The 16,104-nt window shown below is 63.7% G+C and carries 13 protein-coding genes; 5 read left to right on the forward strand and 8 right to left on the reverse strand.

The window, feature by feature from the left end; translation table 11 throughout:
- Complete coding sequence (gene epmA, locus DWB85_RS02895) at nt 1-954, reverse strand: EF-P lysine aminoacylase EpmA (protein ID WP_117952693.1); 954 nt, start codon at nt 952-954, stop codon at nt 1-3.
- A gap of 5 nt (nt 955-959) precedes the next feature.
- Entirely contained in the window at nt 960-1,532 is a 573-nt protein-coding gene (gene efp, locus DWB85_RS02900) for an elongation factor P (RefSeq protein ID WP_117952694.1), read from the reverse strand.
- Nucleotides 1,533-1,686: 154 nt separating this feature from the next.
- Between efp and DWB85_RS02905 the strand changes: the two genes are divergently transcribed.
- Nucleotides 1,687-3,525 (forward strand): GTPase, encoded by a 1,839-nt coding sequence (locus tag DWB85_RS02905; RefSeq protein WP_117952695.1) that lies wholly within the window; start codon nt 1,687-1,689, stop codon nt 3,523-3,525.
- Here the strand turns inward: DWB85_RS02905 and serB are convergent.
- Entirely contained in the window at nt 3,505-4,749 is a 1,245-nt protein-coding gene (gene serB / locus DWB85_RS02910) for a phosphoserine phosphatase SerB (RefSeq protein WP_117952696.1), read from the reverse strand. The genes DWB85_RS02905 and serB overlap by 21 nt on opposite strands.
- 118 nt (nt 4,750-4,867) lie before the next feature.
- On the opposite strand from serB, the gene DWB85_RS02915 reads away from it, so the two are divergent.
- On the forward strand, nt 4,868-6,118 hold the full coding sequence (locus DWB85_RS02915) for a hypothetical protein (protein ID WP_117952697.1): 1,251 nt from the start codon (nt 4,868-4,870) through the stop codon (nt 6,116-6,118).
- 32 nt (nt 6,119-6,150) lie between these two features.
- On the opposite strand, the gene parC is transcribed toward DWB85_RS02915, so the two are convergent.
- On the reverse strand, nt 6,151-8,418 hold the full coding sequence (parC, locus tag DWB85_RS02920) for a DNA topoisomerase IV subunit A (RefSeq protein WP_117952698.1): 2,268 nt from the start codon (nt 8,416-8,418) through the stop codon (nt 6,151-6,153).
- 47 nt (nt 8,419-8,465) lie between these two features.
- A complete protein-coding gene (locus tag DWB85_RS02925; RefSeq protein WP_117952699.1) occupies nt 8,466-9,263 on the reverse strand; it encodes a Crp/Fnr family transcriptional regulator in 798 nt (265 codons plus the stop codon).
- Between the two features lie 152 nt (nt 9,264-9,415).
- Between DWB85_RS02925 and DWB85_RS02930 the strand changes: the two genes are divergently transcribed.
- Entirely contained in the window at nt 9,416-9,871 is a 456-nt protein-coding gene (locus DWB85_RS02930) for a GNAT family N-acetyltransferase (protein ID WP_117952700.1), read from the forward strand.
- Here DWB85_RS02930 and dtd read toward each other — a convergent pair.
- The 3 genes from dtd to thiI all read right to left on the reverse strand — a co-directional run bounded on the left by dtd (nt 9,868) and on the right by thiI (nt 13,660).
- Nucleotides 9,868-10,305, reverse strand: a complete 438-nt coding sequence (gene dtd / locus DWB85_RS02935) for a D-aminoacyl-tRNA deacylase (RefSeq protein ID WP_117952701.1) — start codon at nt 10,303-10,305, stop codon at nt 9,868-9,870. The two genes, DWB85_RS02930 and dtd, sit on opposite strands and share 4 nt — an antisense overlap.
- Before the next feature lie 5 nt (nt 10,306-10,310).
- Nucleotides 10,311-12,122, reverse strand: a complete 1,812-nt coding sequence (gene typA, locus DWB85_RS02940; RefSeq protein ID WP_117952702.1) for a translational GTPase TypA — start codon at nt 12,120-12,122, stop codon at nt 10,311-10,313.
- Nucleotides 12,123-12,211: 89 nt separating this feature from the next.
- Nucleotides 12,212-13,660, reverse strand: coding sequence for a tRNA uracil 4-sulfurtransferase ThiI (thiI, locus tag DWB85_RS02945; RefSeq protein ID WP_117952703.1), 1,449 nt, complete (start codon nt 13,658-13,660; stop codon nt 12,212-12,214).
- A gap of 315 nt (nt 13,661-13,975) precedes the next feature.
- Between thiI and glnA the strand changes: the two genes are divergently transcribed.
- Complete coding sequence (gene glnA, locus DWB85_RS02950) at nt 13,976-15,382, forward strand: glutamate--ammonia ligase (protein ID WP_117952704.1); 1,407 nt, start codon at nt 13,976-13,978, stop codon at nt 15,380-15,382.
- Nucleotides 15,383-15,518: 136 nt separating this feature from the next.
- Nucleotides 15,519-16,040 carry a DUF4124 domain-containing protein gene (locus DWB85_RS02955; protein WP_117952705.1) on the forward strand — a complete coding sequence of 174 codons (522 nt, stop codon included), beginning with the start codon at nt 15,519-15,521 and terminating at the stop codon, nt 16,038-16,040.
- Nucleotides 16,041-16,104 lie beyond the last annotated feature (64 nt).

The raw sequence follows: 16,104 nt of genomic DNA on the forward strand, positions 1-16,104 counted from the left end.
CTAGCAGCGCTGCCAGTCAAACGCCAGAACCTGGCGTATATCGGTTTGCCCGTCTGCCAGCATCAGCAGGCGGTCCACCCCCAGCGCCACCCCGGAACAGGCAGGCATTCCCGCGGCCAGCGCTGCCAGCAGCCTTTCATCCAGCGGCCGCTGCGGCTGCCCGCGACGACGACGGCGTTCGTTGTCGGCCAGGAAACGCCGCCGCTGCTCGCCGGCATCGGTGAGTTCGCAGTAACCGTTGGCAATTTCCAGGCCGTCCACGTAGAGCTCGAAGCGCTGGGCCACCAGCTGGCCGTCTTTTTCCTCCACCCGGGAGAGGGCTGCCTGGCTGGCCGGGTAGTCGTAGACAAAGCAGAGGCCCCGGTCGGCGAGAGCCGGCTCCACCAGGTGACTCATCAGCAGGTCCAGCCACATGTCACGATCGCCGCTGAGTGCGCCGACGTCCAGGGAGGCCCTGGCCCGCTGCTGTAACTGGTCCAGGCTGGCGGTCAGCGGATCCAGGCCCAGCTCGGCGCTGAACAGCTCACGGTAGGCGTGATACTCCACCGGTCTGGGCCCCAGGCAGTGAATAACCAGTGCCGCCACCTCCGCCATCAACTGGTGGTGATCCAGCCCGGGGCGGTACCACTCCAGCAGGCTGAATTCGGGATTGTGGCGGGAACCCGCCTCGCCGTCGCGAAAGGCTTTGGCCAGCTGGTAAATGGGGCCGCTGCCGGCGGCCAGCAGCCGCTTCATGGCGTACTCGGGCGAGGTTTGCAGGTAGCGGGGGGCCGGGAGGGAGTCACCACGGTCGACCATCAGCGCTTCGATGGCAGGATCGGTGACCCCACTGCTGCACAGCAGGGGGGTCTCCACTTCCAGCACGTTACGGCCGGCGAAAAATCCCCGAATCCGGGCCAATAACTCCGCCCGGGCCCGCAGCGCCGCGAGCGTTGCCGAGGGCTGCCAGTTCACCGGGATCAGGACTTGCTGGCGCGACCCTGGTATTCACCGGTGCGGGTGTCGACGCGTACGACCTCACCCTCGCTGAGGAACAGCGGCACTTTCACCACGGCCCCGGTGCTGAGGGTGGCGGGCTTGTTGCCGCCCTGGGCGGTGTCACCCTTGAGGCCCGGGTCGGTCTCGGTAATTTCCAGCTCGACGAAATTCGGCGGCGCAACAGACAGCGGGCTGCCGTTGTAAAGAGTCACTTCGCAGCGCTCCTGCTCCTTTAGCCACAGGTGCGCATCGCCCACCGCCTTGGCATCGGCCTGGTACTGCTCAAAGGTGTCCGGTTCCATGAAATACCAGAACTCGCCATCGGTGTAGAGATACTCCATGGTCCGGTCCATCACGTCGGCGCCTTCCAGCGACTCACCGGACTTGAAGGTACGCTCCCATACCCTGCCGGTATTGAGGTTGCGCAGTTTCACGCGATTGAAGGCCTGGCCCTTGCCGGGCTTGACGAATTCGTTGTCGAGGATGCTGCAAGGTTCGCCGTCGAGCATGACCTTGAGGCCGGAGCGGAATTCGTTGGTTGAGTAGTTCGCCATGGTGCTACCGTTTGATCCGAGTGCTGAAAAGGGCGCTAATGATACCGCAGGGGAGCACAATTGGGGAGTTCGGGATTATTGCCGCTGGTCGCTAGCGCTGCAAATAAGCTAATCTTTGGGCAAGGCACCTGGACATAAGGCAGGGACCGGCGAGATGAACACTGAAGCGCCGCTAAAACTAACATTTCCACGGCAGGACCTGGCACAGTTCAGTCTGTTCCGCGCTGATGAGACCGGCGCCAGCACCTGGGCGAGCGAGTTGCCGGTGGCAAACCCGCGCAGCGTTGCGCAGCAACTGCTGCAGGCGGTGAGTGAACTCAATCGCCACCCGCTGGCACCGGAGCCGCGCTACCGGATTCTCGAGGCGCTGGCCGACAGGGTGCAGGTCACGCTGACCAACCTCACCCGCCGTTTTCTCAACCAGCCCCTGATCATGCCGGAGGAACCGCGGCAACTGGCGGAGCTGACCAGCGAGTTACAGGGGCAGCTGGCGACCGCCTATTCGCTGGTCGCGGTAGAGACCCTGCAGCACCATGACCAGATACGGCAGAGCAACCCCGCGCGCCTGGTCTGCGAATCCATCCAGCGTGCGCTGTATCACGCCGGGCACACTATCCTGCTGACCTTCCAGCTTTACCACCCGGTAACCCTGGGAGGCTGGCTCACCCTGCACCAGCTGTACGCCCTGGCCGAGCGCCAGGGCCTGGCCAACCTGCCGGTCAGCGATGTGGAAGGCCGGGCCACCAGCGTCAGCGCCACCTACCTGCAGGCCCTGCTGCTGGGCTGCTGCAAGCCCAACCAGCTGCGCCAGTCCGACCTGGCGGTGATTTACGCCGCCCTGGGGGAGTGGCAGGAGCATCTCAGAATCGGTCCGGCTGGCAGTTTTGAGGGACTGTTCATGGTCGACCTGGCGTCCGACCAGCCGCCCCTGTACAGCTCCCTCTGCGGCAGCGCCAGTACCAGCCAGTGCCGGCAACTTGGCACCGCGCCACTGGTCACCTACCTGAAACAGCTCAAGCAACTGGACGATGCCCAGGGTAAACCGGGGATAAAGCTGGAGTGCGGCCTGGCCCTGCCGTCCAATATGCTCAGCCACCTCATTGACGCCCTGGGCAGCATGAGCATGCGCAACTTTTCCCGGGTAAAAATCAGCGCGCCGCTGTCAGTCAGCGTCGGTCTGGGTGCTGCCCATGTGCATGCCAGCGGGGAACGAAGTTTTTCCCAGCTACTTTATGGCGATGAGTATATTCCCCCGCCCCGCGAGAGGGTCGGCGGCAACCCCTTTATCCGCGGCGAGGAAGACAAACGCGACGCCTGGAGCTCCGCCAACCCCGAGGAAGATTACGTCCGCGACAGCGCCGGCAACGCGCAGGAGGCCGACCTGGCCCATCGGGTGGAGCTGGATGACTACACCCGGCGCGCGATCGAGGACGACATACCCAACATACCACCGGAACCGGAGGTGGCGACTTACCAGATGCGGCTGACCAATATCAGCCCCGGGGGTTACTGCCTGGACTGGAACAACACGCCGCCGGAAGAGGTGCGGGCAGGTAACATCGCCTGTGTGCGGGAGGAGCGGGACGAGCACTGGTCCATCGCCGTTATCCGCTGGGTGAGCGCACTGCAGGATGCCCACACCCTGGTGGGACTGGAACTGCTCAGCCCGCGGGCCCGTGCCTATGGCGCCCTGGTACACAAGAAAACCGGTACGCCTTCAGTGCCACAGCGTGTGCTGCTGCTGCCCGAGATCCCGCTGGTGGGCCAGCCCCAGACCCTGATAACACCGCGGGCGGGGTTCCGCGAACGGCAGAAAGTCTCGCTGCTGCGCAAGGGAGAGCGATTCCTGGTGCAGCTTACTCACCAGGTTTCAGCCACGGCCAGCTATGCCCAGTTCGATTTTCGCTACATCAAACAGCTGGATGAAGTGCTCGCCGAGGGCACCAGCGGGCCACAGCACAGCGCCTACGATTCAGTGTGGAGCAATATCTAGGGCCGCGGCACCCCGCTGCTGATCGCGGTCACTGAAACCCAGCAGATACAGAATCGCGTCCAGACCCAGGGTGGAGATGGATTGTTCCGCCGACTGCTTGACCAGCGGCTTGGCCCGGAAGGCAATACCGAGGCCGGCAGCGCTGAGCATGGGCAGGTCATTGGCACCGTCACCCACCGCGATCACCTGCTGCAGGTCTATACCCTCGTCGTCTGCCAGTTGTCGCAGCAGTTGCGCCTTGCGTTCGCCATCAACAATGATTCCGGTGACCCTGCCGGTAACCCGGCCGTGCTCGATGTCCAGTTCGTTGGCGTGGACGTAATCCATCCCCAGCCGCTGCTGCAGGTAATGGGCGAAGTAGGTGAAGCCGCCGGAAAGAATGGCGGTCTTGTAACCCAGGGTGCGCAGGGTCGCGATCAGGTGCTCGGCTCCCTCGGTAATCCGGAGTTGGCCGGCGACTTCGGCCAGCACAGTTTCCTCCAGGCCCTGCAACAACGCCACCCGCTCGCGGAAGCTCTCGGCAAAATCCAGCTCTCCGCGCATGGCGCGCTCGGTGATGGCGCTGACCTGCTCACCGACGCCGGCCCTGGCGGCGAGCTCATCTATGACTTCCGCCTCGATCAGGGTGGAATCCATATCGAAGGCCACCAGCCGGCGGTTGCGACGGAACACGTTGTCCTGCTGGAAGGCCAGGTCGACCTCCAGGGCGCCGGCGACCTCCATCAGGTCGCGGCGGAAAGTGGATGAATCCGGCAACGGCCCCCGCACCGAAAACTCGACACAGGCTTTGGAGAACGCCGGCAACTCGCCCAGCGGAATCCTGCCGGATAGCCGGTTAATGCCGTCGATATTCAGCCCATGGGCAGAGACCACCTCGCTGACCCGGGCCAGCTGGTCGGCGGTTATCTTCCTGGCCAGCAGGGTAATGATATAGCGGGCCCGGCCCTGGGCATCGACCCAGGCTCCATAGCTGTCGCTGCTGATGTCACTGATTCGCGCCCGCATGCCCTGCGCCGCGGCACAGGCCTGGACATCGGCGATCACCTGCTCCCGGGGGCAGGGATCCGGCAGCTCCGCCAGCACCCCCATGGACAGCGTGGCGTGGATCACCGCCTGACCGATATCGAGGATATTGACCTCGTGGCCCGCCAGTATTGCGGTAATGCGGGCGGTGACTCCGGGATGATCCTCTCCGGAGAGGGTAATCAGCAGTATCTGGCTCACGGGCGATCCGGCAGCTAGGTAAAGGGGCCGCCATTCTACCGTTGGAAGGGGTATAAAAACACCCGCTGCCAGCCTGACTGGTTTATACTGGCCCTCGTTTCCGCAGTGACACAAGAACGTGCCCGAACGCTTCAACAACGCCCCCCTGAGTCAACAGATCGCCACCCTCGCGGCCGCCCTGTGCCTGCTGGTCAGCCTGGCGCTGGTCATTCTCGGCGCCATTTCCAGCCGCCACCTGCAACAGCAACAACAGCTCGAGTTTGGCAACGCCCTGGCACACCAGGTCGCCAGGCGGGTCAGTGTGGCACTGGAGGCCGGTGACCTGTTAAGCATCACCGCTTCGCTGCAGCGCTTCGTCGAAACCTCCCCGGCCGAGCAGATTGCCATCTTTGATGTCGAGGGCAAGGTGCTCGGCGAAGCCGGCGAGGCCAGCGGCAGCAGTGATCAGGCCTACCGCGCCCCGGTGCTGATCGAAGCTGACGTGGCGGGCGAAGCGCGGGTCACGGTGAATTCAGACGCCGCCGTCGCCGCCCACCAGCGTTTCGTTCTCAGCCTGCTGGGACTGGCGGTGCTGCTGAGCCTGGCGGTCTACGGCGCCGGCCTGCAACTGGGCAAGCGGCTTGGCTCGCGCATCGGCAAGCTGTCACGCGCCCTGGCGCTGGAGGACAAAGACAGCGGAACAGCCACCGGCAACGAACTGGCGCTACTGGAATCCCGGGCCGCGGCCCTGCCCATGGACCTGCTGCGGACCCGCAACGACACCGAAGCGCGGGAAGAGAACTATCGTTCCACCGCGGTGCTGTACCTGCACCTGGAGAGCCTGGTGGACTACGTCGACACCCTGGACGACCAGTCACTGCATCGTTACACCGACCGCCTGCACCAGGTAGTGTATGCATCCGCCGGATTTTATGGTGGGGAACTCCAGGTATCCCGCCAGTTTGCCCTGGCGGTATATTTCAGCGGCCCCAACAAGGCCGGCAGCGCCGCCTTCCGCGCCGCTTCCAGCGCCTGGCTGGTGCAGGCGGTCAGTCGCGAGCTGGAAAAAACCATGCCCCTGTCGATGAAAATTTCCATGGCCATGTCCGAGAGCGAACTCGGCGTGGGGGACGGCAAGGACATTTACCCGGGCCTGTACATGCAGCACACCCTGGACGAATTACAGGCGGTGTGCACCAGCAAGCCGCCGAAACTGCTGCTGGCGCCCGCGGTACTGGACGACACGGATATTGCCGGACGCCTGCAACTGCAGGACACGGAAGTGCAGGACTACGCCATGCTGGAAAGTTTCGCCGGGCCCTACCAGGACCTGCTGGAACGCCAGCTGCAACTGATCATGAAGCGGCTGACAGACCCGGCGCTGATCTAGGGCCTGCCCCCACACTGAGCGGGTGGCCCTGCCTAGCGGCCAGCCGGCTTTTCTTCCACCACCATTGCATCAACCTTCTGGAAGCCGCGGGGCAGCTTGTTGCCGCGACGGCCACGCTCGCCCCGGTAGTGCTCCAGGTCGGCGAACTTGAGCTTGTGATGACGCTTGCCGGCGTACACCACCAGCGTATCCTTTTCAGTCAGTACCTGCACCGCTACCACAAACTCTTCCCGGGACTGCACCCGCGCCGAGGGAATGCCGATAATCTTGTTGCCCTTGCCCCTGGCCATTTGCGGCAGGTCAGCCAGGGGGAATACCAGCAGGCGCCCCTCGTTGGAAACCGCCGCCACCCAGGCGTCCTCGGCAGTGCTCACGGGAGCGGGCTGCAACACCGCACTGCCCTGCGGCAGCTTCAGTGCGGCCTTGCCCGCCTTGTTCTTGGTTTGCAGGTCACCCAGTCTGGCGACAAAACCGTAGCCGGCGTCGGAAGACAGCAGGAACAGGTCACTGTCCGCGCCCATCATCAGGCCCTCGAAGGTCGCCCCGGAAGGCGGATTGATACGCCCGGTTACCGGTTCGCCCTGGCCGCGGGCGGAGGGCAGGTTGTGGGAGGCGATGGTGTAAGCCCGGCCGGTTGAATCCAGGATCACCGTGCTTTGGTTAGTGCGGCCGCGGGCGGCCATCTTGTAGCCGTCGCCGGACTTGTAACTGAGGGAAGTCGGGTCAATTTCGTGACCCTTGGCGGCACGGATCCAGCCCTTGTCCGACATCACCACGGTAATGGGGTCGGCGCTCAGCAGGTCCAGTTCGTTAAACGCCTGGGCCTCGCCGCGCAGCACCAGCGGCGAACGCCGATCATCGCCATACTGCTCGGCCACTGCCAGCAGCTCCTTTTTGATCAGGGTTTTCAGCCGCGCCGCACTGCCGAGGATTTTTTCCAGCTGGTCGCGCTCCGCTTCCAGCTCATCCTGCTCGCCGCGGATCTTCATTTCTTCCAGCTTGGCCAGGTTACGCAGCTTCAACTCGAGAATGGCCTCGGCCTGGACATCGCTGATACCAAAGCGCTGCATCAACGCCGGCTTGGGTTTGTCCTCGGTGCGAATGATGTGGATCACCTCGTCGATGTTGAGGTAGGCCACCAGGTACCCTTCCAGGATATGCAGCCGGCGCTGCACCCGCTCCAGGCGGTACTCCAGGCGCCGGCGCACGGTCTCGGTGCGGAACTTGATCCACTCCCCGAGAATCCGGTCGAGCCCCTTGACCCCGGGGCGGCCGTCGATCCCGATCATGTTCAGGTTCACCCGGTAGCTGCGCTCCAGGTCGGTGGTGGCGAACAGGTGGTTCATCACCGCGTCCACATCGACCCGGTTGGAGCGGGGCACCACCACCAACCGGGTCGGGTTTTCATGGTCCGACTCATCCCTCAGGTCTGCCACCATGGGCAGCTTTTTCGTCTGCATCTGCTGGGCGATCTGCTCCAGTACCCGGGAGCCCGACACCTGGTGCGGCAGCGCGTTAATGACGATATCGCTGCCCTCCTTCTCCCACACGGCGCGCATTTTCAGCGCCCCGCGGCCACTCTCGTACATGGCGATGATTTCTTCCCGCGGGGTAATGATCTCTGCCTCGGTGGGAAAATCCGGTGCCAGCACGTGCTCACACAGTTCGCCGACGGTTGCCCTGGGCGATTCCAGCAGGTGCACCGCGGCGGCGACGACTTCTTTCAGGTTGTGGGGCGGCACATCGGTGGCCATGCCCACGGCGATACCGGTGGTGCCATTGAGGAGCACGTTGGGCACCTGGGCCGGCAATACCGAGGGCTCGTTCATGGTGCCGTCAAAGTTCGGCACCCAGTCGACGGTGCCCTGACCCAGCTCGGCCAGCAGCACCTCGGCATAGGCGGTCAGCCGGGATTCGGTGTAGCGCATGGCGGCGAATGACTTGGGGTCGTCGGGAGAGCCCCAGTTGCCCTGGCCATCCACCAGCGGATAGCGATAACTGAAATCCTGGGCCATCAGGACCATCGCTTCATACGCGGCGCTGTCGCCGTGGGGGTGGAATTTACCGATCACGTCACCCACGGTCCGCGCCGACTTCTTGAACTTGGCAGTGGCCTTCAGGCCCAGCTCGCTCATGGCGTAGACAATGCGCCGCTGCACTGGCTTGAGACCGTCGCCCACATGGGGCAGGGCGCGATCCAGGATCACGTACATGGAGTAATCCAGGTAGGCCTTCTCGGTATAGGCCTTCATCGACACCTGTTCGATGCCGTCTTCGTCGATTTCGATAAGGTCTGTCATGTGGTTTCCGTTGAAGTGGTCACCGCTGCCGGGCAGCGGTGATAAAACTAGCCGCGCAAGCCCACCAGTTGCTCGTTGAGATTGACGATGGAGTTGGCCATGTCGATCATCAGGCTGTGGATGGTGGCGGGATTGCGCTTGATCAGCTCGGTGAACTGCTCCTTGGGAACCTTGACCACGGAGCAGTTGGTCTTGGCGCGCACCGTGGCGCTGCGGTCCGCCTGGGTCAGCGCCGCCATGGCGCCGAATATCTCGCCCTCGCCGATACGACCGACGGTCACATCGTCAACCAGCACCTCGGCGACACCGGAGGACATATTGAAGACAAAGTCTGCCCGTTCGCCCTGGCGGATGATAATGTCTCCGGGCTCGTAGACCTCGAAGCCCGGGGTGGCTTCGGCCTGTTCCTCCACGCTGGCGGCAGTGATGCGCAGCATCAGTCCCGCGTAGGTCACCAGCAGCCGGGTCCACAGCCGGGTGGCCGCCTGGTCATTGAATACGCGGCGCATGAATTCCAGCGCCGGGTAGCTGGCCAGGCGAGCGCCGGAATCGGAGCCGTAATAAACAGCGGCATTATCATCGCTGCTGCCGGCGATGTCGGGCAGCAGGATGTCACCCTCCTCCAGCAGGAAAACAGTCTTGTCCTGGTAGCGGGCACAAATGCTGCCCTGCTCCACCAGGTAGAACTGGTTGCCGTCGAATCCGCGAAAATTTCCGCTGCTGGTGGGCGCGACTTCCACCGGGATGGCGGGCATGTTAACCACCTCCAGCAGGGCGCTGATGAGTTTTTTGTACTGCTGCCCGAGGATACTGAAGTCCTGGGAGAGTTCGGCGTTAGCCAGCATGTGCGTCTCTCCGGGTTGGCAGCTGTCCCCGGCCGCCTTGCCGTGTTATGGCCGCGCTGGAACTACCCTGTTCCCGCAGCTGTTTCGGGCCTATAGTAGCAACTTCTCCCGGCCGGGAGAACGCCGACCGGGGAAAAAGGAGCATCTGCACCGTGGCACTGCGCTGGCAAATCGCAGGTTTCAAGGAGCTCAGTAACATCGAGCTCTACGAAGCATTGAAATTGCGGCAGGAGGTTTTCGCCGTGGAGCAGGACTGCGTCTACCAGGACGCCGACGGACTGGACCAGCAGGCGGTGCACATCGCCGGCTGGGACGGCGCCGCTCTGCTGGCCTACCAGCGCTGCCTGCCGCCCGGACTGCAGGAAACAGAGAGCACCCTGGGCCGGATCGTGGTGGCGCCGGCGGCCCGCGGCAGGGACCTGGGGCAGGAACTGGTGCGCCGCGGTATAGCCCACAACCTGCAGCGCTGGCCAGGCGCCGACATCCGCATTCACGCCCAGGCCCACCTGGAAAAGTTTTACCGGGAGCTGGGCTTTACCACCGACAGCGATCCCTACCCGCTGGACGGCATCCCCCACCTGGAGATGCTGTTGCGCCGACCGGCCTAAACCTCGAGCAGGAAGGTAACCGGGCCGTCGTTGACCAGGCTGACCTGCATGTCGGCCCCGAAACGGCCGGCGGCCACTTTGGGGTGGCGCCGGGCCAGCTGCTCCAGGGTGTAGCGGTAGAGGCGCTCGGCCTCGGCGGGGGGCATGGCGGCAGAGAAACCGGGGCGCAGCCCCTTGCGGGTATCGGCCGAGAGGGTGAACTGGGAGACCAGCAACACGCCGCCGTCGATATCGGCCACCGAGCAGTTCATCCGCCCGGCCTCGTCGGCGAACAGGCGGTAGGCCAGCAGTTTGTCCAGCATCCGCCGGGCGCTGGCCTCGTCGTCACCCTGGTCCAGGCCGAGGAGCACCAGCAGGCCCGGGCCGATCTCAGCAACGCAATCGCCGGCTACCGTCACCCGGGCCTCACTGACCCGCTGCAGCAAGGCCTTCACTGCCGTTAACCGCGGGCGGCGCGCTTGCGTTCGTGTTCCTGCAGCAGTTTTTTGCGCAGGCGGATACTCTCGGGCGTGACTTCCACCAGCTCGTCGTCCTCGATGAATTCCAGCGCCTGCTCCAGGGTATGCCTGACCGGCGGCGTCAGGGTCAGCGCATCGTCCGTTCCGGAGGCGCGGACGTTGGTCAACTGCTTGGCCTTGGTGGGATTGACCACCAGGTCATTGCCGCGGCTGTGCAGGCCGATGATCTGGCCCTCGTACACATCGACATTGGGATCGACGAACAGGCGCCCGCGATCCTGCAGGTTGAACAGGCCGTAGGCCAGGGTCTTGCCCTTGACCATGGACACCAGCACCCCGTTGCTGCGGTGAATAATCTCGGCGTTCTTGACCGCCCCGTAGTGGTCAAACACATGGGTCATGATGCCGCTGCCCGAGGTCATGGTCAGGAACTGGGAGCGGAAACCGATCAGGCCGCGGGCGGGGATGATAAATTCCAGACGCACCCGGCCCTTGCCGTCGGGCACCATGTTCTCCAGCTCGGCGCGGCGCAGGCCCAGCTCTTCCATCAGCGAGCCCTGGTGCTCGTCTTCACAGTCGATGACCAGCTGCTCGTAAGGCTCCTGCATGATGCCGTCGATTTCCTTCTGGATCACCTCGGGCCGGGATACGCCCAGCTCGAAACCTTCCCGACGCATGGACTCGATCAGCACCGACAGGTGCAGCTCGCCGCGCCCGGAGACCTTGAACTTGTCCGGGCTGTCGCCGGGCTCGACCCGCAGGGCCACGTTGTGTATCAGTTCGCGCTCCAGGCGCTCCTTGATATTGCGCGAGGTCACGTACTTGCCTTCCTTGCCGGCGAACGGTGAATCGTTGACCTGGAAGGTCATGCTCACGGTGGGCTCGTCCACGCTCAGGGCGGGCAGCGCTTCCACGGTGGCGGGGTCGCACAGGGTGTCGGAAATATTGAGGCCGTCAATACCGGTAATACAGACGATGTCACCCGCTTCGGCACTGCTCACATCGACCCGCTCCAGGCCCAGGTAGCCCATTACCTGCAACACCTTGCCATTGCGGGTGGCGCCTTCGCGGTCGACCACCGTCACCTGGGTGTTGGGCGCGAGCTTGCCGCGGGTAATGCGGCCGACACCGATAACCCCCACGTAGCTGGAGTAGTCGAGGGCGCTGATCTGCATTTGCAGCGGGCCCTCGCTGTTCACCTCCGGTGACGGCACCTTGTCGACAATGGTTGCGAACAGCGGCTGCATGTCAGCCGCCATGTCCTCGTGGTCCAGACCGGCAATGCCCTCGATCGCCGAGGCGTAGATAACCGGGAAGTCGAGCTGCTCCTCGTTGGCGCCGAGGCGGTCGAACAGGTCGAACACCTGGTCCACCACCCAGTCCGGGCGTGCCCCGGGGCGGTCGATTTTGTTGACCACCACTATCGGGTTGAGCCCCTGTTCAAAGGCCTTGGCGGTGACGAAACGGGTTTGCGGCATGGGGCCGTCCACCGCATCCACCAGCAGCAGCACCGAGTCAACCATGGACAGCACCCGCTCTACCTCGCCGCCGAAATCGGCGTGCCCCGGGGTGTCGACAATATTGATGTGGTAGTCATTCCACTCGATGGCGGTATTTTTCGCCAGAATGGTGATGCCGCGCTCCCGTTCCTGGTCGTTGGAGTCCATTACCCGCTCGGCACCTTCGGTGCGCCGATCCAGGGTACCCGACTGCTGCAGCAGGCAATCCACCAGGGTGGTCTTGCCGTGGTCAACGTGGGCGATGATGGCGATATTGCGCAGTTTGTCTCTCATTGGGGGTACTCGCGGGGCGCCCGCGGCACCCTATGGCTAAAAAAAGGCCGCGGATTATACACCAGCAGCGGTGACAAAAGATGGTAGTTTTACGGCGCGTATACCTTGACCCGGGGCAGCCCCGATTCCACCAGGTGGCTGGCGTGCAGGCGGCTCATGACGCCCTTGCCGCAGTACAGCATGTAGGTGGTGTCGGGACTGAGGCCGGCGGCCTTGCTGTGCAGCTGGTAAAACGGGATTTTAGCCACCGGCACGTGCACGTCCAGCGGCGCCAGCTCCTCCTCGTCCGGGTGGCGAATGTCGATAATGACGCATTCCGCCAACGGCACCGATAACACCTCCACCTCGGTGCGCTGTATATCCTCCTCGGCCAGGCGGTCAATACGGGTGCGGGTCGCGCCCGCCAGTGCCCGGTCGAGTATCTCCATGTCGAAACGCGCTTCCTCCGCCCGCACCCGGTCCAGGCGCGCCCTGGTGGTCGGGTTCACCGAGATAACGCCGCAGTATTCCGGCATGTTGGCGGCGAACTCGCCAGTGCCGATCGCATTGGCCAGGCGCACGATGTCCTCCTTGTCGGAAGCCACCAGCGGCCGCAGCACCAGGCTCTCGCTGACCTCGTCAATCACCGCCAGGTTGCGCACGGTCTGGCTGCTGACCTGGGCCACGGCCTCGCCGGTCACCAGCGCGTCTATTTCCAGGTCGCGGGCTATCCGGTCGGCGACCCGCAGCATCATGCGCTTGAGAATGACCCCCATCTGGCTGTCCTGGACCCGGGTCAGCAATTCGGCCACCACCTCCTCAAAGGGCACGCTGATAAACAGCACGCGCTGGTTACAGCCGTACTTCTGCCACAGGTAGAGGGCCACTTCCTTGACCCCGATCTCGTGGTCGCGGCCACCGAGGTTGAAAAACAGGAAGTGGGTGCGCATGCCGCGCTTCATGGTCAGGTAGCTCGCCACCGGCGAGTCAAAGCCGCCGGATATCAGCGACAGCACCGGGTCCACGCTGCCCACCGGGTAGCCTCCCAGGCCCCGGTGGCGGCGGCCGATCACGAACATGGTCTTCTTGCTGATCTCCAGCTCCACCTGGACGTCGGGGTGCTTCAGCTTGACGCCGGCGGCTCCGGTTTGCGCCAGCAGGGCCGCACCAACGGTGCGCTCGACATCCACCGAGGTGAAGTCGTGGTTACCGGTACGCTTGCAGCGCACCGCAAAGGTCTTGCCGGGCAGCCGCGGACCGTAAATGGGCAGCACCCGGTCGACGATGTCATCCAGCGCCGGCAGTGGGCACTCAACCACTTCCAGGACATAGGTGATGCCGGCGGTGTTGCGCATGGCCTCGACCATGCGCTGCACCTGCGCCGGATCCTCCAGCGCGGTCTCTACCAGCAGCTTGTCCCAGGCTTTTTGCACCTGGATGTCCGGGTCGAACTCCCGGAGCACCGATTTCAGGTTTTCGTGCAGTTGCGCCACCAGGCGGCGGCGCACTGGCTTGCTCTTGATGGCGATCTCGGAGAAAAACTTGACAACAAATTTCATTGGGGCGGTAATGCGATGGCCTTTCGGGGCCGCGTATTATACCCCCGGATCGCCTGGAGCAGACTGTGCGGTATTGACACTTGCGCGCGCACCATAATGACGCACTTACGCACCAGTACAGTGCACTGCCGCTGAGCCCTTACCAAACTTCATTAAAAAGACATTATTATTCAGACAGTTAGCGGCAGCACCTTTTTGGCACAGCTCTTGCTGTGAACGACACTGCCAATAACCGTAGGCCCGGGCCAGGCCCGCCTACCGCAAAAGCACGCAGGCCGGCCCGCTGGCCATACACAATCCCATGGAGGACTAGCAATGTCAGAGAAAACTCTGAACCTGATCAAAGAAACCGAAGCGCGCTGGGTGGATATGCGCTTCACCGATACGCGTGGCAAGGAACAGCACGTGACCATTCCGTCCAAGGAGGTCGACGAGGACTTCTTTGAGGACGGCAAGATGTTCGACGGCTCCTCCATCGCCGGCTGGAAAGGCATTAACGAGTCGGACATGATCCTGATGCCCGACGACAACGCCTCGCTGGTTGACCCCTTCACCGATGACACCACCATCATCGTCCGCTGCAACGTGGTTGAACCCACCACCATGCAGGGTTACGACCGCGATCCCCGCTCCGTCGCCCAGCGCGCCGAGGAATACCTGAAGTCCACCGGTATTGGCGACACCGCCTTTTTCGGCCCCGAGCCCGAGTTCTTCATTTTCGACGATATCAAGTGGAAAGTGGACATGTCCGGCGCCAGCTACCAGATCCACTCCGAGGAGGCGGCCTGGGTGTCCAATCACCAGTTCGAGGAAGGCAATATCGGCCACCGGCCGGGCGTCAAGGGTGGTTACTTCCCGGTGCCCCCGGTTGACTCCCTGCACGACATCCGCGCCGCCATGTGCACCGCCATGGAGCAAATGGGCCTGGATGTGGAAGTGCATCACCACGAGGTAGGCACCGCCGGCCAGTGTGAGATCGGCGTCAAGTTCAGCACCCTGGTGACCAAGGGTGACGAGGTACAGGTGCTGAAGTACTGCGTGCACAATGTCGCCCACGCCTACGGCAAGACCGCCACCTTCATGCCCAAGCCCGTGGTCGGCGACAACGGTTCCGGCATGCACGTGCACCAGTCCATCTCCAAGGACGGTGAGAATATCTTCGCTGGCGACGGCTACGCCGGGCTGTCAGAGACCGCCCTGTACTACATCGGCGGCGTCATCAAGCACGCCCGTGCCCTGAACGCCTTCACCAACGCCTCCACCAACTCCTACAAGCGCCTGGTGCCCGGCTTTGAAGCACCGGTTATGCTGGCCTACTCGGCCCGCAACCGCTCCGCTTCAATCCGTATTCCCTACGAACCCAACCCCAAGGGCAAGCGCGTGGAGGTTCGCTTCCCCGACCCCACCGCCAACCCCTACCTGGCCTTTGCTGCCCTGCTGATGGCGGGCCTGGACGGCATCCAGAACAAGATCCACCCCGGCGATGCCGCCGACAAGGACCTGTACGACCTGCCCCCGGAAGAAGGCAAGGCCATTCCCACCGTGGCGGCCACCTTCGACCAGGCCCTGGCGGCACTGGACGCGGATCGCGAGTTCCTGACCGCCGGCGGCGTCTTCTCCGACGACATGATCGATGCCTACATCGAACTGAAGTCCGCCGAGATCGAGCGCCTGAACATGACCACCCACCCGGTCGAGTTCGACATGTACTACTCGGTGTAAACCGGCGCCAGCAGCACCCAAAGGCCCGCTTAACCGCGGGCCTTTTTTTTGCACTTTAATCACACCCGCTCGCTCCCGACCGGCGGTTTTCTGCTAGGGTAGCGCTAGAACTCCCTGTCTGGCTGGAGAACGCGCCATGCTGAAGCACCTTGTTACGGTACTGCTCTGCGGAACCCTGTTCGCGCTCCCCGCGCTCGCGCAAATCTACAAAACCACCGATGCCGAGGGCAACGTGGTATTCACCGATCAACCGCCGGCCGGCGGCTCGGGCGCCGAAGCCGTTGAACTGCCCCGCACCAACACCACACCTCCGCCACCGGTGATGGCACCGGTCAGGCCCGGCGCACCGCAACAACAGGAGGCCGCGACGCCAGTTTCTGTCAGCATCAGCTCGCCAGCCGACGAGACCACCATCCCCAAGGGCGGCGGCATTTTCGAGGTGGTGGCGGCGCCCACCCCCGGGCTTGCCCCGGGGCAGACACTGCAACTGTTGCTGGACGGCCAGCCCCATGGGGCGCCCCAGACCAGCAAGCGCTGGAAACTGGAGAACGTGCTGCGCGGGCCCCACGACCTGGTGGTGCGGCTTCTCGACAGCAACGGCGCAGTGCTGGCCAGCTCCGAATCGGTGCGGGTCTACGTCCTCCGCCCCGGCATTTAAAACCAGCGCCTCCCGCTGGACACAAGCGCTCGCCTCGTGCACCATAATGGTGCGCCGGGCCGCT

The sequence above is a fragment of the Seongchinamella sediminis genome, assembly GCF_003457605.1.
GTDB classification, from domain to species: domain Bacteria; phylum Pseudomonadota; class Gammaproteobacteria; order Pseudomonadales; family Halieaceae; genus Halioglobus; species Halioglobus sediminis.